This window comes from Polaribacter sp. OB-PA-B3, assembly GCF_054589375.1.
Genome location: NZ_BAAIIX010000005.1, coordinates 71,758 through 93,526, shown reverse-complemented (window position 1 = coordinate 93,526; position 21,769 = coordinate 71,758). Strand labels below are relative to the sequence as shown.

Here is a 21,769-nt window from a genome sequence, read left to right as displayed (position 1 = left end):
ATTTTGATGAGATTTTTTTTATGCGATAACATTCACTTCAATTTCCAGAGGAATTCCGAAATTAGAAAGCACTGTTTCTTGTATTTTTTTAGCAAGCTTATAAATTTCTATCCCAGAAGCATTTCCATAATTTACTAAAACCAAGGCTTGTTTTTCGTGAACACCAGCGTCACCAAAGCGTTTACCTTTAAAACCACTTTGTTCTACCAACCAACCTGCGGGTACTTTAATTTCAGTTTTAGAAACTGTGTAACTTGGTACATTTGGGTTTTCTTTCTTAAGCTCTAAAAATTGTTCTTTAGAAATTACAGGGTTTTTAAAGAAACTACCACTATTTCCAATTTCTTTTGGGTCTGGAAGTTTAGATTTTCTAATCGCAATTACGGCATCGGAAACATCTTTTAAACTTGGTGAATCTATATTTTTTGATTTAAGCTCAGTTTCAATTGCTCCATAAGAAGTGTTTAAAGTGTGCTTGTTTTTTGTTAGTTTAAAACTAACTGCAACAATAATATACTTACCTTTTTCTTCATTTTTAAAAATTGAATTTCTGTAACCAAAATCACAAACTTCATTAGAAAAACTAACTAGTTTTCCTGTTTCAATTTCTAAGGCTTCAACTTTAGTAATAACATCTTTAACTTCCACACCATATGCACCAATATTTTGAATTGGGCATGTGCCAACATTACCAGGAATTAAAGATAAATTTTCTATGCCACCAAAATCATTATTAATTGTCCATAAGACAAATTCGTGCCAATTTTCTCCGGCATTTACAGTTAAATAAACATTATTTTCGTCTTCTCTATCAATAGAAATTCCTTTAAAATCTATATGAATAACTAGTTTTTCAATATCTTTAGTAAGTAACATATTGCTACCTCCAGAAATTAAAAAAATATCTTTTTCTTGCTTTAAAATTTGTTGTAATAAGTAAACAGAATCTACAGATATAAAGCGTTTGGCATTTACAGAAATGCCAAACGTATTAAACTTTTTTAAGGATATGTTTTGTTGAATATTCAACTAGTTTTGGTATTGTTTTAATGCTGCTGCTAAAATTTCTACAGACTTTTTTAAATCGTCTTCGTTTAAAACATAAGCAATTCTTACTTGATTTTTTCCTTCGCCAGCAGTTGAATAAAATCCGCTTGCAGGTGCAACCATTACTGTTTCGTTATTATGATTAAAACTCTCAAGAATCCATTGTGCAAAATGATCAGAATCTTTTACTGGCAATTCTGCAACACAATAAAAAGCTCCTTTTGGGTTTGCAACTTTTACACCATCAATTTTTTGTAATTCAGAAATTAAGATATTTCTTCTAGAAACATATTCTTCTTTTACGTTATCAAAATAAGATTGTGGCGTGTCTAATGCCGCTTCACTTGCAATTAATGCGTATGTTGGTGGGCTTAATCTTGCTTGGGCAAATTTTACTGCCGTTTTTATAAATTCATCATTTTTTGATACAATACAACCTATTCTTGCACCACACATACTATATCTTTTAGAAACAGAATCTATAACAATTGCATTATTTTCTAAACCTTCGATAGAAAGCACAGAAGTATGATTTAATCCATCATAGGTAAATTCTCTATACACTTCATCAGCAATTAAAAATAAATCGTGTTTTAAAACAATTTCTTTTAATTTCTTAATTTCTTCTTCAGAATATAAATAACCTGTTGGGTTACCTGGATTACAAATTAAAATAGCCTTTGTTTTAGCTGTAATCAGTTTTTCGAAATCTTCTATTTTTGGTAGTGCAAAATTATCATCTATACTAGAGATAACGGGTACAACACTTACTCCAGAAGCGGTAGAAAAACCATTGTAATTTGCATAAAATGGTTCTGGAATAATAATTTCGTCTCCTGGATCTGTAATACTTCCAATTGTAAATAATAAAGCTTCTGAACCACCTGTTGTAACTACTATATTGCTAGAGTTAACAGGTATATTGTTCTTTACATAATAGTTTGCTAATTTATTTCTATATTCTTCAGAACCTTCAGACCTTGCGTAAGAAAGTGTTTCTATAGTATTGTTTTTAACAGCGTCTAAAGCTATTTGAGGTGTTTTAATATCTGGTTGACCAATATTTAAATGAAAAACCTTAACTCCTCTTTTCTTAGCATCTTCTGCATATGGTACCAATTTTCTAATTGGCGATTCTGGCATTTGTATTCCTTTATTAGATATTGAAGGCATAATATATTGTTGTAATTTTTATCAATGCAAATTTGCAAAATATATTTTATATTAAGAATTATATTATTGAAAGTTTAAGGCTAAATTTTAGTTAAAAAAAGAATAATCAGCAAAAAAAATGTTGTATTTTTATAAATACCTAAACTAAAATAATTTGAATAATAATTCGCTTTTAATAATTTTTCTTTTGTTTTTTTTGAGTTTTACGTGTCAATCTCAAAACGGCTTTCGGTTTAAAAATTCGTCTCAAAAAAAACAACGTCTTTCTTTTGAGTTGATAAATAACCTTGTTGTAATTCCTGTATATATCAATAATAAAAAAATGAGTTTTATTCTTGATACTGGTGTAAATAAAACCATAATTTTTAATCTTTCTAAAAATGATAGCATTGGTTTGTTAAACCCAGAAAAAGTATCATTGAAAGGTTTGGGTGATGGCGAATCTGTAGAAGCCATTATTTCTAGAAATAACAAATTACAGGTTAAAGATGCTTTTGGTAATAATGAAGCCGTATATGTTATTTTAAAAGATTTTTTTGATTTATCTAGTAAAATGGGCACTACAATACATGGTATAATTGGTTATAACTTATTAAAAGACTTTGTTGTAAAAATAAATTACAAAACTAAAAAAATAGACTTTTATAAACCAGAGTCTTTTAAATATAAAAAATGCAAGAAGTGCGAAGTTTTACCAATACAGTTTTATAGAAAAAAACCATTTGTAGAAGTTAATGTGCAATTAGATACGGTAAACAATGTTCAAACACCTGTTAAAATGTTAGTTGATTCTGGTGGAAGTGATGCATTATGGCTTTTCGAAAATTCTAAAGCAGCAATAAAAACACCTTTAAAATATTTTAATGATTTGTTAGGAGAAGGCTTAAGCGGTTCTATTTATGGGAATAGAAGTAGAATACCGAAATTAATTATTGGTAACTATGAAATAGAAAGGCCAACAGTTTCTTTTTTAGATACACTTTCTACGCAAAATGCTAGAAAATTAAAAGAAAGAAACGGAAGTATTGGTGGTAATATTCTAAAAAGATTTAAAGTTTGGATAGATTATCCAAATAAAAAAATAACGCTTAGAAAAAATGCTTCATTTAAAAATGATTTTAATTATAATATGAGCGGTTTAGATATTGTTTATAATGGTAAACAGCTAGTTAAAGAAGAGGTTATTAAACCTGTTTCAGATTCTTTTAATAATGATATTCAAACAAACAATACAATTTCTTTTGTGGCTAATTATACATATAAATTTAAACCTTCTTATATTATTAAAAATGTTGTAAAAAACTCGCCAGCAGATAGGGCAGGTTTGCAAGCGGGTGATATTCTTTCAAGTATTAATAGAAAACCGGTTCACTCATATAAACTAAATGAAATTGTAAGTAAAATGCAAGAAAGAGTTAATAAAAAAATAATAATTACTATTCTAAGGTATGGTTCTAAACAAACATTTGAATTTCGATTAGAAAAAAGAATTTAACTTCCAGAAAGCATACTTTTTTCCTTTTCTAAAAATTCTTGTTTATCTACAAAACCTCTAATTTTTAAAGTTTTTCTAGCTGTTTTAGCATTAGAAAAAATTGTTATTTGTTTAGAGAAACCACCAACCCTTTTCGTATCGTAAGCAACTTTAATTTCTCCTTTTTCACCAGGCATAATTGGTTTTTCTGGTTTTTTTGGCACTGTACAACCGCAAGAAGATTGTATGTTCTTAATAATTAAGGGTGCATCACCAATATTTGTAAATATAAAAACGCGCTCTCCGTTAGAACCTTTACTAACTTTACCATAGTTAATAGACTCAGTTTCAAACTTAAATTCTTGTGAGTTTATAGAAAAAGAGACAAATAAAAATAAGACAAAGGTTGTTAAAAGTTTCATATTTAATATTTTAAAGTGTAAAATTAAGCTTAATAATTTGTTTTAAAAAATCAACCACTAATTTTCTCTACAAAATAGATAATTGTATTTTTGTAAATTATATATCAAAAAGGATACCAAAGTATGACAATTCCATCTAAATACGATGCAAAACAAGTAGAAGATAAATGGTACGATTACTGGATGAAAAATAATTATTTTCATTCAACGCCAGATGAAAGAGAGCCTTACACAATTGTGATTCCGCCACCAAACGTAACGGGAGTATTACATATGGGGCACATGCTAAATAATACGATACAAGATGTTTTAATTAGACGTGCACGTTTATTAGGCAAAAATGCTTGTTGGGTACCTGGTACAGATCATGCATCTATTGCAACAGAAGCAAAAGTTGTTGCTAAATTAAAAGAGCAAGGAATTAAAAAAAGCGATTTAACTCGTGAAGAATTCTTACAACACGCTTTTGATTGGAAAGATGAATATGGCGGAATTATTTTAGAACAATTAAAGAAGTTAGGTGCTTCTTGTGATTGGGAAAGAACTGCTTTTACAATGGATCCAGAGATGTCTGAATCTGTTATTAAAGTTTTTGTTGATTTATATAACAAAGGTTTAATTTACAGAGGTTACAGAATGGTAAACTGGGATCCAGAAGCCAAAACTACACTTTCTGATGAAGAAGTAATACACGAAGAAAGACAAGGAAATCTTTATTATTTAGAATATAAAATAGAAGGTTCTACTGATACTTTAACAATAGCAACCACAAGGCCAGAAACTATTTTTGGAGATACAGCAATTTGTATCAACCCAAATGATGAGCGTTTTACGCATTTAAAAGGTAAAAAAGCAATTGTGCCACTTTGCGGAAGAATTATTCCGATTATAGAAGATGAATATGTAGATTTAGAATTTGGTACTGGTTGTTTAAAAGTTACACCTGCACACGATGAAAATGATAAGAATTTAGGAGATAAACATAATTTAGAAGTTATCGATATTTTTAATGACGATGCCTCTTTAAACTCTTTCGGATTACATTATCAAGGTAAAGATAGATTTGTTGTTCGTAAAGAAATTGCTAAAGAATTATCAGAAAAAGGAATTTTAGTAAAAACAGAAGTTCATACAAACAAAGTTGGTACATCAGAAAGAACAAAAGCGGTTATCGAACCTAGATTGTCAGATCAATGGTTTTTAAAGATGGAAGAATTGGCTAAACCTGCAATTAAAGCGGTTTTAGGTGATGATACTGATATCAACTTATATCCGAAGAAATTCGAAAATACTTACCGTCATTGGATGGAAAATGTGCGAGATTGGAATATTTCTCGTCAACTTTGGTGGGGACAACAAATTCCTGCTTTTTTCTACGGAGACGGAAAAGAAGATTTTGTTGTAGCAGAAAACATTGAAGATGCTTTAGTTTTAGCTAAAGAAAAGACAGGAAATGCTTCGTTGTCGGTGTCAGATTTAAAACAAGATGAAGATGCTTTAGATACTTGGTTTTCTTCTTGGTTATGGCCAATGTCTGTTTTCGACGGAATTAGAAATCCAGAGAACGAAGAAATTAAATATTATTATCCAACAAACGATTTAGTTACTGGGCCAGATATTTTATTTTTCTGGGTTGCTAGAATGATTGTTGCGGGGTATGAATATAAAGATGAAAAACCCTTTAATAACGTATACTTAACTGGTTTAGTTAGAGATAAACAAAGACGTAAAATGTCTAAATCTCTAGGGAACTCGCCTGATGCACTTAAACTAATTGATGATTATGGTGCAGACGGAGTAAGAGTTGGACTTTTATTAAGTTCTGCTGCTGGTAACGACTTAATGTTTGATGAAGATCTATGTCAGCAAGGAAAAGGATTTGCAAACAAAATTTGGAATGCTTTTCGTTTGATAAAAGGTTGGGAAGTAGACGCAAGTTTACCACAGCCAAAAACTTCTCAAATTGGTTTAATTTGGTACGAAGCTAAGTTTCAGAAAACGTTGGCAGAAATAGAAGATCATTTTTCTAAATACAGATTGTCTGATGCTTTAATGGCAATTTACAAGTTAATAAACGATGATTTTTCTTCATGGTTATTAGAAATTGTAAAACCTGCATATCAGCAACCAATTGACAAAACAACGTTTGATGCAATTATAGAAGTTTTAGAAAATAACTTAAAAGTATTGCATCCGTTTATGCCATTTTTAACAGAAGAAATATGGCAACATATTACAGAAAGATCATCTGAAGAAGCATTGGTAATTGCTAAATATCCTCTAATTAAAGAATTTGATACGCAAATAATTACCAATTTCGATTTTGCTACAGATGTAGTTTCAGGAATTAGAACAATTAGAAAAGACAAGAACATTTCATTTAAAGATGCTGTAGAATTATTTGTAATTGATAATGATAAAAGCTCTAAAGAATTTGATGCAGTTATTCAGAAATTAACAAATACATCAGCAATAAATTATGTTTCAGAAAAAGTAGAGGGTGCTTCATTTAGAGTAAAATCTAACGAATATTTTGTGCCAATTTCTATAGAAAATATAGATGTAGAAGCCGAAATTAAAAAGCTAGAAGCCGAATTAAAAAGAGCAGAAGGTTTCTTGTTCGGTATAAACAAAAAGCTTTCTAACGAACGTTTTGTGGCAAATGCACCAGAACAAGTAATTACTTTAGAACGTAAAAAAGAAGCAGATACTATAGCTAAAATAGAAACTATAAAAAGTAGCTTAAGTTCGCTTAAATAACACTTACATACATTTTAATTTTTCTAAAAAACCATAATATTAAGTTATTATGGTTTTTTTAACATTTTAAGTTAAAAAGTTATAAAATACAATTAGAGTTATACTAATTCGAAAAATTGTTGGTTTAAAGGATAACTATTAATAAAACTTAAAATTATGAAAAAACTTATTATTCCAGTTGTTGCGTTGTCTTTATTGGCAACATCATGTGTGTCTAAAAAGAAATACGCTGCTTTAGAAAGTCAATACATAGACACGAAAGGAAATCTTCAAAAAACTACACTAGAAAAAGAAGCTTTAGAAGGTAGGTTTGCTAAAATTGAAAAAAGAGTTGCGAATTATAATGATAAAATTAACTCTTTAAAAAGTGACAATGTTACTTTAAAAAACGATAATGACATTAAATTAGATATGGTTGGCAAAGCTGCCGTAATTTCTAATAAGACTAGAGAAAGAATGAGAGAAACGCTTGCAAAAGTAGATGCAGCAGATTTAGCCGAAGCTAAGACTCTAAAAGATTCTTTAAACTTAGCGATATCTTATAATTTAAAGAATAAGATGAACACTTCTGACCTTAGCAACACAGATGATATAAATATAGATATTGATCAAACAGTTGTTATGATTTCTGTATCAGATAAATTATTATTTAACACGGCAAGTTATAGAGTAAAAAAAGGTGCTTACAGTTTAATAGAGAAGTTAGCTAATGTTATTAAATCTGAACCAAGTATGGATGTGATGATAGAAGGTCATACAGACTCTAGAACTATTAACAATGCTTCTGTGCAAGATAATTGGGATTTGAGTGTTAAAAGATCTACATCTATTGTAAGATTGTTAGAAAATAAATACAATGTAGATGGTAGTAGGTTAATTGCATCTGGTAGAGGTTCTACAATGCCTTTAGTAGAAAATAGTACAAGAGAAAACAGAGCAAAAAATAGGAGAACTAGAATTGTAATTCTGCCAAATTTAGATAAGTTTTTTGCAATGATAGCTACAGATGAAGCATTAGCAGAATAACATTTTAAAATAATATATTCCCCAAAAAAAAAACTCCCAACTGGGAGTTTTTTTTATTTGTTTAAATTCTCTTTATCGTGGTTTTTGTAAAACTGCATTATAATAAAAGAACCTATAAATGATGATGCCATACCTTCGATTAATAAAGTAATTACTACTTCTGGCAACGTTAAATTACCACCAATTAAAAAAGAGTTGTTCATTACTGTAAGAAAATCAGGATTTATAAATTGTACATAAATTACGACACCAACAATAGAAAGAATTACGGCAATAACAGAAGTTCTAATACCAATACCTAAATTGGTTGTGTACTTAGTTTCGTTATTTTTATATACACTTTCTTTAATAGCTAAGTATATACCAAATAATACAAAAGCTAAATTTAAAAATCTTAAATATGGGTTTTCTTCTAATCCAACTAATTTACATAGTAGAAAAAATCCACCAATTAAAAATGTAATTAGCAATGCGTTTTTAATAATAATTTTATCTGTTGTCATCTTATCTTGTTTTTATATTCATAATTTCTTCTGAAACTCTTACTTAATTTTTATAATATATAAAGAGACATTACAGTGGTTTTCTACCAGAAATAATATTATACAGAATTACAATAACTGCAATTACTAATAATGTATGTATTAAACTGCTAGTTGCAATTTCTGGTACAATACCTAAAACACCTAATGCCCAAATAATAATAAAAATTACGGCTACAAGCCACAAAATACTTCTCATGATAATTAATTTTTTTTGTTCACTCAAAATTATAAAAATTGTATAGTGTAGTTTAACGCTATCCATTTAAATATTATCTTTGATGCATATAAAAAGCTATTTATGAAAGTAATTGCAATGATTCCTGCACGTTATAGTGCTTCTCGATTTCCGGGTAAATTAATGAAAGATTTAGGTGGTAAAACGGTAATTTTAAGAACATATGAAGCTGCTTTAAATACAAATTTATTTGACGAGGTTTATGTTGTAACAGATTCAGATATAATTAAAGAAAGTATTACTAACGCTAACGGTAACGTAATTATGAGTAAAAAAGAGCACGAATGTGGCTCTGATAGAATTGCAGAAGCTGTAGAGTTTTTAGATGCAGATATTGTGATAAATGTGCAAGGCGACGAACCTTTTATTGATAAACTATCACTAGAGAAATTAGTAGATGTATTTAAGAAAGATTTAAAAAAAGAAATAGATTTGGCCTCTCTTAAAGTAGAAATTACTAATAAAGAGGATATCGAAAATCCAAATAACGTTAAAGTTATTACAGATGTAAATAATTTGGCTATTTATTTTTCTAGAAGTGTTATACCATATCATCGAGATAAAAATATCAACGTTAAATATTATAAACATAAAGGTGTTTATGCTTTTAGAAAACAAGCTTTATTAGATTTTTACAACACACCAATGACGCCTTTAGAAGCATCAGAAAAAATTGAAGCTATTAGATATCAAGAAATTGGAAAAAAAATAAAAATGGTAGAAACTTCTGTAGAAGCGGTTGGTATAGATACACCAGAAGATTTAGAAAAAGCTAAAAAATACTTAAACCTGTAATATGTTTAAAAATATTAAAGTTATTGCTTTTGATGCGGATGATACTTTATGGGTAAACGAAACTTATTTTAGAGAAGCAGAAGAAACTTTTGCTGAATTAATATCTAAATACGAAACTAAAAATAAAATAGATCAAGAGCTTTTTAAAACAGAAATTAAAAATCTTGAAATTTATGGTTACGGAATAAAAGGCTTCGTTTTATCTATGGTAGAATGTGCATTAGAATTATCTAATTATAAATTGCCACAAAAATCCATAGAAAAAATATTGAATATTGGTAAAGAAATGCTGGCGCAACCTATTGAATTATTAGACGGAGTAGAAGAGGTTTTAAGTAATTTACAAGGTAAGTATAAATTGATAGTTGCAACAAAAGGAGATTTATTAGATCAAGAGAAAAAATTAGAAAAATCTAATCTTCTAAAATATTTTCATCATATTGAAGTGATGAGCGATAAAAAAGAGAAAGATTATTTAAAATTGATAAAACATTTAGAAATTGAACCATCAGAATTATTAATGATTGGTAATTCTTTAAAGTCTGATGTTTTGCCACTAGTTGCTCTAGGTGCATCTGCAATTCATATACCTTTTCACACAACTTGGGCGCATGAAGAAGTTACAACAGAAGAGGCAAATGATGCAAGCTACAAAACAATCTCTAAAATTACAGACATACAAAAGTTTTTATGAAGTATTTAGATATAGATTCTTGGAATAGGAAACAACATTATCAACACTTTAAGAGTTTAGAAGATCCTTTTTTTTCGGTAACAGTAAATGTTGATGTTACAAATACCTTAAAATTGTCTAAAGAAAAAAAAGCTTCTTTTTTTGCAATGTATTTGCACGCATGTTTAGTCGCGTTAAATTCTATTGAAAATTTTAAATATAGAATTCAAGAAGATAAAATTGCTATTCATGATGTAATAAATGCATCCGCAACAATAGCTAGAGAAGATCATACATTTGGTTTTTCTTATATTTATTTTGATAAAAAATTTGATAATTTTAATGAAAATTTTCAAAAGGAAAAGGAAAGAATTTTAAATTCACAAGAATTGTTTCCTCCAATAAATTCAGATGATTGTATCTACTGTTCTGCGTTGCCTTGGTTTTCTTTTACAAGTCAAAAAGAACCAGTTTCTGGGGTTAAAAATGAAAGCATTCCTAAATTAGCATTTGGTAAAACATTCTCAGAAAATAATCAAATAAAAATGCCGGTTGCTATTTCTGTAAATCATGCTTTGGTAGATGGTTATCATATTGGTTTATTTTTTGAAGAATTTCAGAGTCAATTAGATAAAAACAATTAACTTTGCATCTTTAAAATAAATAAATTATGGCAAGCATAAAAAACTTAAAAAAAGATATTAACTATACTTTAGGAGATATTATTGGATACGCTTCTGAAAAAGTTGATCTTAAAGGAGAGAATAAAGAAGTAGAGGCAGTTATAGATGAAACTATAAACACTTTCGACGATTTAATTGGAAAAATTAACGCTAAAGGTGTAGAAAACAAAAAAGCACATTACAAGCAAGTAAGTGCAGAGTTAGAAACAAGAGCTAACGAATTAATTGCTAAAATAAATAAGATTTAATCTTAAAATATTTTTAGATATTTTTTAACAACCATCAACATTTATGTTGGTGGTTTTTTTATTAAATTTGGTTAGTTATACTAAAAATGAATTATTAACGTTAAAACTTTAAATATTATTAAATTATGGCTAGAGCAATGTTTGAATATACGAAAACGGTTTTAAAAAAAGTTAGCTTTAATTCAGATCTTTTTTGTAAAGAATTACAAAAAAGTTTAGACAGACTATTACCGTACGAAATTAACGAACTTGTAATTTGGTTAAGAGGTTTTACAGCAAATAAACCAGAACTACTTATATGTATGAATTTACTTAAGAAATAAAAAAAAGAGGCTTTAAAGCCTCTTTTTTTTATAAAGTTTTTACTTTTACTATTCGTTTTTACTTCTTCCTCTGCCATATTTTCTCATTAGCTTTTTAGCAAACTCCCTTTCAGAAATATGTAGCTTCATAATTTTTCTATAAGATAAAAACTTAGAAACCTTTGTGTTAAAATCTTCTTTTTCTGAGGCCATTTTATTCTCTAGCTCAAGTCTTAATAAAACTAATTTTTTTGCATCAGACTCTTCTAATTTATTTAAATCACCAGCTTCTTTTATCTTTTTCTTATACTCTAAACGACCTTTACTTCTAAGAAAATCTATGTTTTCTTCGTGTTTGTTGTATAAAGGCCAAAATTTTTCTGCCTCACTAGAGGTAAGTTGTAATTCTTGTGTTAAATAAGCTGTTTTTAAAGCTTTAATTTTTTTTCTACTTTCTTTTGTATGCTGTGCCATACTGCTAAAAGAAGTAAGTACTATTGTTAAAAGTAAGATGTATTTTTTCATTATTAATAGTTTTCGTTTAATAAAGATGTGTTGTCAGAATCTATAATATAGTTTTCTATGTCTGTATTGTTTAAACTTGCAAATGCAAAGTCATTTTCATTATTTACTTCATTATGAATTAAGGTTGCAAAATCTTCATCAGAAATATCACTAGCATTTTCAATTACCCAATTTTCTATATCTACTTCTGCTAAAGAGTCAAAATTGATTTCATCAGTTTTAAAATTATTATAAAAATTGATGCTTAAAAATAAGGCCACACAAGCAGCTGCTGCAACTGGTATAAACTTAATAATTCTATCCTTTAAAGAGATTACTTTACCTTTTTTAGGGGTATTTACTTTGTTTAAGATTGAATCTTCTAATGCATCAAAATAATTGTTAGGTATAGAAAAACCGTTTTCTTTCGGAAATTTTTCTTCTTTAAGAAAGGCAGAGAATTTATCTTCTGCATTCTCAAAATAATTTTTGGGAGCAGATAAACCAGTATTTTTTTTAATTACTGATTTTAAAAAATCTTCGCTATTTTTAATGTTGTTTTCCATAATTATTATTTAGACACAATTTTTTACAAAAGGTTTAATCTGTTTGATTTTTTATATAGCTTTCTATTTTTTTAACTGCATGAAAATAAGAAGATTTAAGAGCTCCAACAGAGGTTTCTAAAATTTCCGACATTTCATTATATTTTATTTCATCAAAATATTTCATGTTGAATACAAGTTGCTGCTTTTGTGGTAGCGTAGCAATTGCTTTTTGAAGTATAATCTGAATTTCATCACCAGAAAAATACACATCGCTTTCTAAACTAGATGCTAATTGTTCGTGCATTTCAGAAATATCTACATTTCTGTCTTTTGCACGTTTATTAATAAATGTTATAGACTCGTTTGTGGCAATTCTGTACATCCAAGAAAACAACTTACTTTCTTGGTTAAATTTATCGATGTTTTTGTAAACCTTTATAAATGTGTTTTGTAAAACGTCGTCTGCATCATCATGCGAAACTACAATTTTACGAATATGCCAATACAAGCGTTCTTTGTAGAGTTTTATTAATTCTCTAAAAGCAGCTTCTCTAGTGGCAACATTTTTAAGTTGTTCTATTAAAACAATTTCGTCTTTCAATTGGGTTGTTTTTTAGTAAGACAAAATTTTATACAAAAGGTTTAATCTAGCTTATTTATCTATTCTAGATCTAGAGTAACCAAACAACCTTTTTTGCTTAATTATTTCTGGTATTCCTTCTGGTAACATTTCTTCCCATCCTTTTTTACCGTCTAAAATCATTTTTAAAACAGTACGAGAAAAAATATCTAAAATTTCTTTATCAAAGTCATCAATATCTACAACTTTACCATTGTGCTTAAAGAATTTAAATAATTCTTTCATTCTTGGGTGCACTTTTAAATTCTCGCTGGTAATGTATTCTCCTGATGCTTGATCGTGATATGGATACATGTAAACTTTTAAATCTCTATAGAAAAGTTTACCGAATGCTTCTAAAATTCCACCACTTAAATTTCTGTAGTATTTCTCATCAAAAATTTGAATTAAGTTTTGAACTCCCATAGTTAACCCCATTCTTTCTTTGGTAAATTCGCTAAAGTATTCTACCAATTTAAAGTATTGCTGAAAACTAGTAATCATTACATTTTGGCCTAATGAACAAAGTAGTTCTGCTCTGTCTAAAAAGTCTCTTTCGTTAATTTTACCTTCTGCACTTAAATTACTTAAGGTAATTTCGAAAATAACTTGTGTTTTACTTTCTTCAACTTTATTTTCTTCGAAGAAAAGTTTTTTCGACTTCTCAAACATATCCATATTTACCTTAGTAACCGGTCTAAAACTACCTCTTAAGGCTAAAATATTCTTTTTGTATAATACTTGTGCTGGTAATAAATTGTTTCCGTCGGGGCCAAACATTACTGCATTTGTCATACCGTTTTTAAGTAGCTGTAAACTCATTAAGCGATTATCAACATACATAAATCGAGGTCCAGAGAAATTAATCATATCAATTTCTAATTGATCGTTACTTAAGTTATGGTAAAAAGATTTTACCAATTCCTTCGGATTATCATTTAAGTAAAAAGCACCATAAATTAAGTTTACACCTAAAATACCTAAAGTTTCTTGCTGTAAACGAGCATCTGTTTCTTTAAAACGTAAGTGCAAAATAATTTCATTATAACCTTCTAAAGGATCTAATTGAAAACGGATTCCGACCCAACCATGACCTTTAAATTTCTTTGCAAAATCTATAGTTGTTACAGTGTTTGCATAACTAAAAAATAATTTATCTGGATGTTTAGATCTACTTAATCGATCTTCCATTAAATCGATTTCGTGACGTAACATTTTCTTTAAACGAGGTTGCGTAACATAACGTTTATCTTCTTCGATACCATAAATAGCATCAGAAAAATCTTTATCATATGCACTCATTGCTTTTGCAATTGTACCAGAAGCTGCACCAGATCTAAAAAAATTACGCGCTGTTTCTTGACCTGCTCCTATTTCGGCAAAAGTACCGTAAATATCAGAGTTTAAGTTAATTCTAAGCGCTTTGCTTTTAGTTGTTGGTACACTACTTATTTCTTGATCTCCTTTTAAAGAAATTGCCATAAATTCGTTTTTAATTATCGCAACAAATGTACTAAATAAGTGTGTAATCAGTAAATTTTTATCTTATTTTTGTTAAAATGAAAACTAATAAAAAACTGTTAAATATAACTTTTTTAGGGACAGGTACATCGCAAGGTATACCAATGATAGCAAGCAATGATCCTGTTTGTTTGTCTAATGATGTTAAAGATAAGCGCTTACGATCTTCTGTGTTGATTACCTCGGATGAAAAATCTTATGTAATTGATTGTGGTCCAGATTTTAGACAACAAATGCTTAGAGAGAATGTGCAATTGATAGAAGGAGTTTTATTTACCCACGAACACGCAGATCATACGGCAGGTTTAGATGATTTAAGACCTTTTTGTTATAAAATAGGAGAGATGCCTATCTTTTTAAATAAAAGAACACTAGAAAGTTTAGAACAGCGTTTTCAATATATATTTTCTAAAGAAAATAGATATCCTGGTGCACCAAGTGTGCAACCAAATATTGTTGATAATGAAAGTTTTAGATTAGGTGATTTAACCGTAACACCAATACAGGTTTTACATGGTAGTTTACCTATTTTAGGTTATAAAATAGAGAATATTGCTTATTTAACGGATGTAAAAACTATCGAAAAATCAGAATTAGATAAACTTAAAAATTTAGATATTTTAATAGTAAATGCTTTACGTTTAGATGCGCATCCTACTCACTTTAATTTAGAAGAAGCTTTAGATTTTGTAAGAAAAATAAAACCCAAAAAAACTTTTTTTACACATATAAGCCACAAATTAGGTTTTCATGAAGAAGTTTCTAAAAACTTACCACCAAATGTTCATTTGGCATACGATGGTTTAAAAATTACAAGTTAGATTTAAAATAATTATATTTTAACGTATATTTGTTAATGTAGGCAATAAAAGTGAAGAAATTTACTTTGTTTAACAAGCAGAATAAATCAACGCAATTAATAATATAGATGGAAAACAAGTCAGAGAATAGCAAAGCAACTAAAGCTAATCAAGTAGAAGATAGTAGAATTGCAGCAGTAAGAGACTTAATTTTTGGTGAAAATATTCAGCAATACAATTCTGAGTTTGAAGATGTTTTTAACAGAATTAAAGCATTAAAAGACGAAACACAAAAAAACTTAGGAGAATCTGTAGCTAATTTAGAGAATAAATTAGCAGACTTAGAGAGTTTAATGGATCATAAATTTCAAGATTTAAATGAAGATTTAGATAAGAAATTAGCAGATTTAGATGATGAAAAAGCAGATAGAAAAAAATTAGGAAAAGCTTTAGAAAAAATTGCATTGATGTTGCAAGAATAGATGAAAGAAGAAACTGTAGATAACAAGAAAGACAATCGTTTTGAGTTGCTCAGAGAACTTTTATTAGAAGAAGATAGAGATAAGTTTACTGATCTAAGTAATAGAATTTTAGAAAAAGAAAGTTTATCAGAAAAGGTAACCCCTTTAGTCGATGAAAAAATTGAAGATCTTCGTAAAAACTTTCCAGCTTATTTTGGAAGTACCATTACAGAAACAATAAAAGTACAAATTAGAGACTCGCAAGATGAAGTTGTAGAAGCTCTATACCCAATTATGGGTAAACTAATTAAGAAAGCTATTGTTAGTGAAATAACAAAGTTGTCTGACAGTATTAACAAAACTATTACAGAAAAATTCTCTATGAAAGAAATCTTAAAAAGATTTTTTAAAGGGAAAAAAAGTGATGCAGATGATGTGTTGCAAGAAGTTTTTGAGCCAATAATAGAAGAAGTTTTTGTTATAGAAAAAGATTCAGGTTTACTTGCTGGAAATTTTACAAGAGGTAATATTGCAGATAAAGATATGGTTTCTGGCATGTTAACAGCAATTAAGTCATTTGCAGAAGAAGCTTTTTCTAAAGAAGATCAAAACTTAGAAGATATTAGATTCGATAGTTTTCAACTTACAATAAAAAACTTTAAATCCATTTATATAGCAATTGCAACTTCGGGAGTTATTAATAATGAATTTAGAGAAGTTTTGGCTGATAATGTAAATAATTTGGCAGAAATTATTTTAAGAGACAGAGATTATTTATCAGACGAAGTTAAACTGAATGTATTAATAGAAAGACATTTAATAGATTAACAATAAATGATTGCTAAAAAAGTTTTATTAGTTGGTAATTTTGGTGTTGGTAAAACATCTTTAATTCGACGTTTTGTTTTAAATCAATTCTCAGAAGACTACATAAGTACTATTGGTGTTAGGGTTAGTTCTAAAATTGTGTCCTACGAAAATCAAGAAATTAAACTTTTAATTTGGGATGTTGCAGGTACAAGTGAAGATGAAAAAATACCCAAAGCTTATTTTTTAGGTGCAAAAGCAGCTATGTATGTTTTCGATTTAAGCAGAGAAGAAACGTATTTAAAATTAGATGAATACGTAAGTAATGTAAAAGAATTATCTGGTTTAAAAGAAATAACCATTGTAGGTAATAAAAAAGATTTGCTTACAGAAGATGAGTTGTTAACAGTTAAAAGTAAACTTGCTTTAGATATAGATTTAATTACAAGTGCAAAAGAAAATGAAAATGTAGAGAACGCATTCTTAAAATTAGCAGCAAATTCATTAAAATAAATACACTTGATACCAGCAAAAATAGAAGATGTTTTTATACAAATTACCACCAATATTACTGGTGATATTTTAAATATCGCTGCTGGTAAATTTGCAGTTTCAGAATTTCATTTAAACCAAAGTATTTTTAATGTCTGTCCTTTTTTAGAAGGAACATTAGAAGCTTTAGGAGAAAATACTCCATTTCTGTTAGAAGGAATGGTTATCAATATAGATAATCAAGAATTTAATGTCGATTTAGAGTTGTTTAATAAAAATGAGGTTGTAACAGTTTTAATTCACAACAGAACAAATGTCTACAAATACGTCGATCAATTAAATCAAAATCGAAATGATATTTTCTTTGTGAAAAGAGAACTGGCAGAAAAAAATAGTGAGTTAGAAAGATTACGAAAAATTGCTGACAAGGCAAACGAAGAAAAATCTCGATTTTTAGCAATGATGAGTCATGAAATCAGAAATCCTTTAAATGTTATTTTAGGTTATTCTGAAATGATTTCTAATGAAACTATAAATAATAGCGTTAAAGAGTATGCCAACCTTTTGTCTTTGTCAGGTAAAAATCTTAAAGTAATAGTAAATGATATACTAGATTTATCTAGAATAGAGGCAGGAAAACTAGATTTGGTAAATGCGCAATTAAACATTCATGAAATTGCTAAAAATGCCATTGATAATTACAGGTTTCAGAATAAAAATCCAAATGTTACTTTAGTTGTAGAGGTTAATAAAAATGTACCAAAAATTTTGATAGGTGACGATGTTCGGATCAATCAAATCTTATCCAACTTATTATCAAATGCTTTAAAGTTTACAGAAAAAGGAGTAATTTCGTTAAAGTTAAATGTAGATTCGGATGAAAAAGATAAAGTTATTTTAAATTTCCTTATAGAAGATTCTGGTAGAGGAATGACGGCAGAACAAGCCTCTAAGATTTTTAATGAATATCAGCAAAATAATAAAGATGATAATCGTGTTTATGGTGGCGCTGGTCTTGGTTTGTCTATTGTTAAAAAGTTACTTTTGGCAATGGCCGGAGAAATCTCTGTGATAAGCAAACTTAATTCTGGTACAATTTTTAAGGTAAAAATCCCATTTACAAAATCACAGAAAAATAAGCATTCTCAAAATGAAATTTTAGAGAAAGTTCAAAATTTAGATATTTCAGGAAAAAGAGTATTAGTTGCAGATGACGATGTGTTAAATCAATCAATTGTTTCTCATATTTTAAAATCTGAAAACGTGGCTTTAACTTTAGCAAAAGATGGTTTTGAGGCTTTAGAAATGTTAAAAAACACCATATTTGATATCGTTTTATTAGATATACATATGCCTAATATTACAGGCGAAAAACTAGTTCAAATGTCTAACGAATTTGCAAATGATAACTCTAATATTCCTTTTTTAGCGCTAACAGCAAATACCACAGAAGAAGATATTTTACGTTATAAAAGTATTGGTTTTAAAGATGTAATTGGTAAACCTTATACAGCAAAACAGTTTAAAGAGCAGATTTATAAAGCTTTAATTTAAAATTAATACCAGCGTTTTTTCTTCTTTTTAGAAGCTTCCGATTTTCTACCTTTTTTATTTTTACTAATTGTATTAGGTTGTTTTTTTGTATGTTTTGGTTTGTTGATTACATATGGATGATCGGTAACCACTTTTATAGGTCTTTCGATTAAATTTTCTATTAATTTTATATAACCATTTTCGTCTGGAGAACAAAATGAAAATGCTATTCCAGATTTACCAGCTCTACCAGTTCTACCAATTCTATGTACATAAGTTTCTGGTACATTTGGCATGTCAAAATTAATAATACAATCAACATTTGTAATATCAATTCCCCTAGAAGCAACGTCTGTTGCTATTAAAATATGTGCTTTTTTATTTTTAAAATCTTCAATAGCTTTATTCCTATTTGCTTGAGTTTTATCACCATGAATACTTACAACCTTATATTCGTTTTTTAATAGAGAATTTTCTAGTTTGTCAACGCCAAATTTTGTGCGTCTAAAAATAATAATTCTTCCGTTTATTGTATTTCTTAATAGGTTTAAACAAAGGTCTGTTTTGTTTTTCTTTGGAAGATAATACAGTAATTGCCCAATATTTTTAGATGTTGTTTCTTCAGGATGTATTTCTACTTTAATTGGGTTTTTTAAGGTAGAATTTGCTAATTCAACTATTTTTTCTGGCATAGTTGCAGAAAATAGTAGAGTTTGTTTTTTCTTAGGACAAAGGTTTTCAATCTTTTTGATATCATTAATAAAACCCATGTCTAGCATTAAATCTGCTTCGTCTAAAACAAAAATTTCAACACTACTCAAATCTATATTTCCTTGTATTTGCAAGTCAATTAATCTACCAGGAGTTGCAATTAATATATCTATACCAGTAGCTAGTTTTGTTTTCTGCGGATCTAAAGAAACTCCACCATAAACAGCAGTAGCAGTAATATCTGTGTATTTACCAAAACTTTCAAAATTCTCTAGAATTTGTATCGCTAACTCTCTTGTAGGTGTTAGAATAATAGATTTTATTTTCTTTTTTTCAGTTTCTAAATTTTTTTGGTCTTTAGTGATGAGTTCTAAAATTGGCAATGCAAATGCGGCTGTTTTACCTGTACCTGTATTTGCCGAAACGATTACATTTTTCTTATCTAAAATTAACGGAATAGCTTTTTCTTGAACTAAGGTTGCGGTATGAAACCTTTCTTCTGAAACTGCCTTTAAAATTGAATTATTAAGTGAAAATTTAGAAAATTGCATGTAATATTTTTTTTGCAAAGGTAGCTTAAAAGAAAATATATTTTTATCATTTTACTTTAATAGTATTTTTAAATAGTATAAATATGCAATTAGAATTAATTTCAAATACTTATTATAATTTAAAATGAATAAAAAATATAAACAACCATGGCCAACAAAAGCAGCTATGGCTCAGGTTTATGACAAGAACCTTTGGGGGAAAGGGGAGGATTTGTTTTATTCTGGTGAAGGTTCTCATTTAAAATATATTGTAAAACCTTATGTTGATAATGTTCGTTTTTTTCTAAAATCATTTAAATTACCTGTTTCTGTGTGCGATTTAGGTTGCGGAGATTTTAATATAGGTAAACATCTTGTAGATTTTACGTCTGAATATATTGCCGTAGATATAGTAGACAATTTAATTAATTATAATAAAGAAAAATTTAAATTCAAAAATTTAAGTTTTTTATCTTTGGATATCGCCAAGGATGATTTGCCAAAAGCAGATTGTGTATTTATTAGGCAAGTTCTACAGCATTTATCTAATAAGGAGGTAGAAGCTGTAGTTAAAAAGTTATACAGATATAAATATATAATTTTAACGGAGCATTTGCCAGTAGAAGATTTTGAACCTAATATAGATATTATTTCTGGTCAAGGAATTCGGTTGAAAAAGAAGAGTGGAATAAATTTATTAGCACCACCGTTTAATTTAGAGGTAAAATCAGAAAAGCAATTAGTTTCCGTAAATTTAAATGATAATAAAGGTGTGTTAGTTACAACTTTATATCAACTATTTTAAACATCATTATTTATTTCGATCCAATAACCATCAGGATCTTGAAAATAAATTTGTTTTATGCCGTCTTTTCTTAAATAATCTTTTGTAGGTGTGTCTTTCCAATCAGAATATTCAATATTTAAATCATTTAAATGTGAAATAAAAGAACCAAATTGTGCTGTAGACAAAGCAAAATGAACTGCTTTGTTTGTTTTTACCTCTAAATTTGGTCTTGGAATTATATGTAATTGTTTACCTTCATTTAAAGAAAGCCATCTCGTTTTAGAGTTAGATGCAGTGTTTTTAATTTCTTTTAAACTTAGAACTTTTTGATAAAATTCTATAGATGTAGTAACATTTTGTACCGAAATCGCAATGTGATTAAAAATAAAAGTGTGCATAAAATTTTTAGTTAGATAAATTACAAGCGATCTTCAATCCATTTTTTAAAACTAAAAAAGTTTTGAGGAGCAACACCATGACCTACGTTGTATTCAGAATAAACATTGTTAAAACCTAAATTATCTAAAAAGGGTTTCGATTTTCTAGCCCATTCTACTGGTAAAACTTGGTCTACAGAACCATGAGAGCAATAGTAGTCCGTTTTAATTTCAGAAGAAATTGTTTCTGGCAATAACTCTGTATTTATATATCCGCTTAAAGCAATAACGTGTTGTACTTTATTAGGGAAAAAGAAACTTAAAGAGTAACTTAAAATAGCACCTTGACTAAAACCTAATAAAAATGTTTTCTGCGGATTAGTGTTGTATTTTAATTTAATTTCATCGATAAAAACAGCAATTTTGTCTATTGATTCTTTAGCTTCTTTTAAATCAGAAAATTTACCATTTTTATCATCAAAATTAATAGAATACCAAGCGTAACCACCAAATCCCATAGATAAAGGTGCTTGCGCACTAACAATTAGTAAATTATCTGGTAACTCGTTGGCAAAAGAAAATAAATCTTGTTCGTTACTTCCGTAACCGTGCAGTAAAATTAAAAGAGAAGGATTTTTTATGTTAGTTTTTGGTTCTCTAACAACGTAGTGTAAATTACTCATTTGGTCAACTTTT

26 protein-coding genes are annotated in these 21,769 nt (G+C 28.4%); 14 read left to right on the top strand and 12 right to left on the bottom strand.

All coding sequences use genetic code 11. The annotated features are described in order from the left end of the window. Positions 1-18: 18 nt before the first annotated feature. Entirely contained in the window at positions 19-1,029 is a 1,011-nt protein-coding gene (murB, locus tag ACYPV9_RS10510) for a UDP-N-acetylmuramate dehydrogenase (RefSeq protein WP_459743545.1), read from the bottom strand. Further along, positions 1,030-2,220, bottom strand: a complete 1,191-nt coding sequence (locus ACYPV9_RS10505; RefSeq protein ID WP_299061379.1) for a pyridoxal phosphate-dependent aminotransferase — start codon at positions 2,218-2,220, stop codon at positions 1,030-1,032. Between the two features lie 154 nt (positions 2,221-2,374). Between ACYPV9_RS10505 and ACYPV9_RS10500 the strand changes: the two genes are divergently transcribed. Next, positions 2,375-3,715: an aspartyl protease family protein gene (locus tag ACYPV9_RS10500; RefSeq protein ID WP_299061376.1), complete on the top strand. Its 1,341-nt coding sequence runs from the start codon at positions 2,375-2,377 to the stop codon at positions 3,713-3,715. Here ACYPV9_RS10500 and ACYPV9_RS10495 read toward each other — a convergent pair. Continuing rightward, positions 3,712-4,116 (bottom strand): DUF1573 domain-containing protein, encoded by a 405-nt coding sequence (locus ACYPV9_RS10495; RefSeq protein WP_299061374.1) that lies wholly within the window; start codon positions 4,114-4,116, stop codon positions 3,712-3,714. The two genes, ACYPV9_RS10500 and ACYPV9_RS10495, sit on opposite strands and share 4 nt — an antisense overlap. A 123-nt stretch (positions 4,117-4,239) precedes the next feature. Between ACYPV9_RS10495 and ACYPV9_RS10490 the strand changes: the two genes are divergently transcribed. Both ACYPV9_RS10490 and ACYPV9_RS10485 read left to right on the top strand, forming a co-directional pair. Next, positions 4,240-6,876, top strand: coding sequence for a valine--tRNA ligase (locus ACYPV9_RS10490; RefSeq protein WP_459743542.1), 2,637 nt, complete (start codon positions 4,240-4,242; stop codon positions 6,874-6,876). Positions 6,877-7,032: 156 nt separating this feature from the next. Continuing rightward, entirely contained in the window at positions 7,033-7,902 is an 870-nt protein-coding gene (locus tag ACYPV9_RS10485) for an OmpA family protein (protein WP_299061368.1), read from the top strand. Between the two features lie 53 nt (positions 7,903-7,955). On the opposite strand, the gene ACYPV9_RS10480 is transcribed toward ACYPV9_RS10485, so the two are convergent. Beyond that, positions 7,956-8,405, bottom strand: coding sequence for a DUF4199 domain-containing protein (locus ACYPV9_RS10480; RefSeq protein WP_299061365.1), 450 nt, complete (start codon positions 8,403-8,405; stop codon positions 7,956-7,958). Between the two features lie 70 nt (positions 8,406-8,475). Beyond that, the gene (locus tag ACYPV9_RS10475; protein WP_459743539.1) at positions 8,476-8,643 is read right to left on the bottom strand and encodes a lmo0937 family membrane protein; all 168 of its coding nucleotides are present in this window, start codon (positions 8,641-8,643) and stop codon (positions 8,476-8,478) included. Positions 8,644-8,745: 102 nt separating this feature from the next. Between ACYPV9_RS10475 and kdsB the strand changes: the two genes are divergently transcribed. From kdsB to ACYPV9_RS10450, 5 genes are all read left to right on the top strand, one after another. Next, positions 8,746-9,477 (top strand): 3-deoxy-manno-octulosonate cytidylyltransferase, encoded by a 732-nt coding sequence (gene kdsB / locus ACYPV9_RS10470; RefSeq protein WP_299061360.1) that lies wholly within the window; start codon positions 8,746-8,748, stop codon positions 9,475-9,477. A 1-nt stretch (position 9,478) separates the two neighbouring features. Continuing rightward, positions 9,479-10,171 (top strand): HAD family hydrolase, encoded by a 693-nt coding sequence (locus ACYPV9_RS10465; protein WP_299061357.1) that lies wholly within the window; start codon positions 9,479-9,481, stop codon positions 10,169-10,171. Next, complete coding sequence (locus ACYPV9_RS10460; RefSeq protein WP_299061354.1) at positions 10,168-10,794, top strand: chloramphenicol acetyltransferase; 627 nt, start codon at positions 10,168-10,170, stop codon at positions 10,792-10,794. The genes ACYPV9_RS10465 and ACYPV9_RS10460 overlap by 4 nt, the downstream gene beginning before the upstream one ends. A 26-nt stretch (positions 10,795-10,820) precedes the next feature. Continuing rightward, positions 10,821-11,081: a hypothetical protein gene (locus tag ACYPV9_RS10455; RefSeq protein ID WP_299061351.1), complete on the top strand. Its 261-nt coding sequence runs from the start codon at positions 10,821-10,823 to the stop codon at positions 11,079-11,081. 125 nt (positions 11,082-11,206) lie between these two features. After that, positions 11,207-11,404, top strand: coding sequence for a hypothetical protein (locus tag ACYPV9_RS10450; RefSeq protein WP_077808976.1), 198 nt, complete (start codon positions 11,207-11,209; stop codon positions 11,402-11,404). A 48-nt stretch (positions 11,405-11,452) separates the two neighbouring features. On the opposite strand, the gene ACYPV9_RS10445 is transcribed toward ACYPV9_RS10450, so the two are convergent. From ACYPV9_RS10445 to ACYPV9_RS10430, 4 genes are read right to left on the bottom strand one after another with little or no spacing between them, the layout of a single operon-like run. Beyond that, positions 11,453-11,908, bottom strand: coding sequence for a hypothetical protein (locus tag ACYPV9_RS10445; RefSeq protein WP_299061349.1), 456 nt, complete (start codon positions 11,906-11,908; stop codon positions 11,453-11,455). A 2-nt stretch (positions 11,909-11,910) separates the two neighbouring features. Next, a complete protein-coding gene (locus tag ACYPV9_RS10440) occupies positions 11,911-12,453 on the bottom strand; it encodes a hypothetical protein (RefSeq protein WP_459743535.1) in 543 nt (180 codons plus the stop codon). Between the two features lie 34 nt (positions 12,454-12,487). Next, positions 12,488-13,036: an RNA polymerase sigma factor gene (locus ACYPV9_RS10435; RefSeq protein WP_459743533.1), complete on the bottom strand. Its 549-nt coding sequence runs from the start codon at positions 13,034-13,036 to the stop codon at positions 12,488-12,490. Between the two features lie 51 nt (positions 13,037-13,087). Then, complete coding sequence (locus ACYPV9_RS10430; RefSeq protein WP_077808980.1) at positions 13,088-14,536, bottom strand: nicotinate-nucleotide adenylyltransferase; 1,449 nt, start codon at positions 14,534-14,536, stop codon at positions 13,088-13,090. A gap of 77 nt (positions 14,537-14,613) precedes the next feature. Between ACYPV9_RS10430 and ACYPV9_RS10425 the strand changes: the two genes are divergently transcribed. The 5 genes from ACYPV9_RS10425 (at position 14,614) to ACYPV9_RS10405 (ending at position 18,689) form a co-directional block, all read left to right on the top strand. Next, positions 14,614-15,396, top strand: coding sequence for an MBL fold metallo-hydrolase (locus tag ACYPV9_RS10425; RefSeq protein WP_459743530.1), 783 nt, complete (start codon positions 14,614-14,616; stop codon positions 15,394-15,396). A 107-nt stretch (positions 15,397-15,503) separates the two neighbouring features. Beyond that, positions 15,504-15,857, top strand: a complete 354-nt coding sequence (locus tag ACYPV9_RS10420; protein ID WP_299061343.1) for a hypothetical protein — start codon at positions 15,504-15,506, stop codon at positions 15,855-15,857. Continuing rightward, complete coding sequence (locus tag ACYPV9_RS10415) at positions 15,858-16,664, top strand: cell envelope biogenesis protein OmpA (RefSeq protein WP_299061340.1); 807 nt, start codon at positions 15,858-15,860, stop codon at positions 16,662-16,664. It begins immediately after the preceding gene. A 6-nt stretch (positions 16,665-16,670) separates the two neighbouring features. Continuing rightward, positions 16,671-17,156: a Rab family GTPase gene (locus tag ACYPV9_RS10410; RefSeq protein WP_459743527.1), complete on the top strand. Its 486-nt coding sequence runs from the start codon at positions 16,671-16,673 to the stop codon at positions 17,154-17,156. Between the two features lie 6 nt (positions 17,157-17,162). Further along, a complete protein-coding gene (locus ACYPV9_RS10405) occupies positions 17,163-18,689 on the top strand; it encodes an ATP-binding protein (protein WP_459743525.1) in 1,527 nt (508 codons plus the stop codon). Between the two features lie 2 nt (positions 18,690-18,691). On the opposite strand, the gene ACYPV9_RS10400 is transcribed toward ACYPV9_RS10405, so the two are convergent. Continuing rightward, positions 18,692-19,930, bottom strand: a complete 1,239-nt coding sequence (locus ACYPV9_RS10400; RefSeq protein WP_459743523.1) for a DEAD/DEAH box helicase — start codon at positions 19,928-19,930, stop codon at positions 18,692-18,694. A 124-nt stretch (positions 19,931-20,054) separates the two neighbouring features. On the opposite strand from ACYPV9_RS10400, the gene ACYPV9_RS10395 reads away from it, so the two are divergent. Further along, positions 20,055-20,714: a class I SAM-dependent methyltransferase gene (locus tag ACYPV9_RS10395; protein WP_459743521.1), complete on the top strand. Its 660-nt coding sequence runs from the start codon at positions 20,055-20,057 to the stop codon at positions 20,712-20,714. Here ACYPV9_RS10395 and ACYPV9_RS10390 read toward each other — a convergent pair. Then, positions 20,711-21,094 carry a VOC family protein gene (locus ACYPV9_RS10390; protein WP_459743519.1) on the bottom strand — a complete coding sequence of 128 codons (384 nt, stop codon included), beginning with the start codon at positions 21,092-21,094 and terminating at the stop codon, positions 20,711-20,713. The genes ACYPV9_RS10395 and ACYPV9_RS10390 overlap by 4 nt on opposite strands. A 20-nt stretch (positions 21,095-21,114) precedes the next feature. Continuing rightward, complete coding sequence (locus ACYPV9_RS10385) at positions 21,115-21,756, bottom strand: alpha/beta hydrolase (protein WP_459743517.1); 642 nt, start codon at positions 21,754-21,756, stop codon at positions 21,115-21,117. Positions 21,757-21,769: the final 13 nt, after the last annotated feature.

Excerpts from the sequence above, each read along its gene's own strand:
- ACYPV9_RS10505 (WP_299061379.1), bottom strand. The coding sequence starts at position 2,220 with ATGCCTTCAATATCTAATAAAGGAATACAAATGCCAGAATCGCCAATT.
- ACYPV9_RS10495 (WP_299061374.1), bottom strand. The coding sequence starts at position 4,116 with ATGAAACTTTTAACAACCTTTGTCTTATTTTTATTTGTCTCTTTTTCT.
- ACYPV9_RS10490 (WP_459743542.1), top strand. The coding sequence starts at position 4,240 with ATGACAATTCCATCTAAATACGATGCAAAACAAGTAGAAGATAAATGG.
- ACYPV9_RS10485 (WP_299061368.1), top strand. The coding sequence starts at position 7,033 with ATGAAAAAACTTATTATTCCAGTTGTTGCGTTGTCTTTATTGGCAACA.
- ACYPV9_RS10480 (WP_299061365.1), bottom strand. The coding sequence starts at position 8,405 with ATGACAACAGATAAAATTATTATTAAAAACGCATTGCTAATTACATTT.
- ACYPV9_RS10475 (WP_459743539.1), bottom strand. The coding sequence starts at position 8,643 with ATGAGAAGTATTTTGTGGCTTGTAGCCGTAATTTTTATTATTATTTGG.
- kdsB (WP_299061360.1), top strand. The coding sequence starts at position 8,746 with ATGAAAGTAATTGCAATGATTCCTGCACGTTATAGTGCTTCTCGATTT.
- ACYPV9_RS10465 (WP_299061357.1), top strand. The coding sequence starts at position 9,479 with ATGTTTAAAAATATTAAAGTTATTGCTTTTGATGCGGATGATACTTTA.
- ACYPV9_RS10460 (WP_299061354.1), top strand. The coding sequence starts at position 10,168 with ATGAAGTATTTAGATATAGATTCTTGGAATAGGAAACAACATTATCAA.
- ACYPV9_RS10455 (WP_299061351.1), top strand. The coding sequence starts at position 10,821 with ATGGCAAGCATAAAAAACTTAAAAAAAGATATTAACTATACTTTAGGA.
- ACYPV9_RS10450 (WP_077808976.1), top strand. The coding sequence starts at position 11,207 with ATGGCTAGAGCAATGTTTGAATATACGAAAACGGTTTTAAAAAAAGTT.
- ACYPV9_RS10445 (WP_299061349.1), bottom strand. The coding sequence starts at position 11,908 with ATGAAAAAATACATCTTACTTTTAACAATAGTACTTACTTCTTTTAGC.
- ACYPV9_RS10440 (WP_459743535.1), bottom strand. The coding sequence starts at position 12,453 with ATGGAAAACAACATTAAAAATAGCGAAGATTTTTTAAAATCAGTAATT.
- ACYPV9_RS10430 (WP_077808980.1), bottom strand. The coding sequence starts at position 14,536 with ATGGCAATTTCTTTAAAAGGAGATCAAGAAATAAGTAGTGTACCAACA.
- ACYPV9_RS10425 (WP_459743530.1), top strand. The coding sequence starts at position 14,614 with ATGAAAACTAATAAAAAACTGTTAAATATAACTTTTTTAGGGACAGGT.
- ACYPV9_RS10420 (WP_299061343.1), top strand. The coding sequence starts at position 15,504 with ATGGAAAACAAGTCAGAGAATAGCAAAGCAACTAAAGCTAATCAAGTA.
- ACYPV9_RS10415 (WP_299061340.1), top strand. The coding sequence starts at position 15,858 with ATGAAAGAAGAAACTGTAGATAACAAGAAAGACAATCGTTTTGAGTTG.
- ACYPV9_RS10410 (WP_459743527.1), top strand. The coding sequence starts at position 16,671 with ATGATTGCTAAAAAAGTTTTATTAGTTGGTAATTTTGGTGTTGGTAAA.
- ACYPV9_RS10400 (WP_459743523.1), bottom strand. The coding sequence starts at position 19,930 with ATGCAATTTTCTAAATTTTCACTTAATAATTCAATTTTAAAGGCAGTT.
- ACYPV9_RS10395 (WP_459743521.1), top strand. The coding sequence starts at position 20,055 with ATGAATAAAAAATATAAACAACCATGGCCAACAAAAGCAGCTATGGCT.
- ACYPV9_RS10390 (WP_459743519.1), bottom strand. The coding sequence starts at position 21,094 with ATGCACACTTTTATTTTTAATCACATTGCGATTTCGGTACAAAATGTT.
- ACYPV9_RS10385 (WP_459743517.1), bottom strand. The coding sequence starts at position 21,756 with ATGAGTAATTTACACTACGTTGTTAGAGAACCAAAAACTAACATAAAA.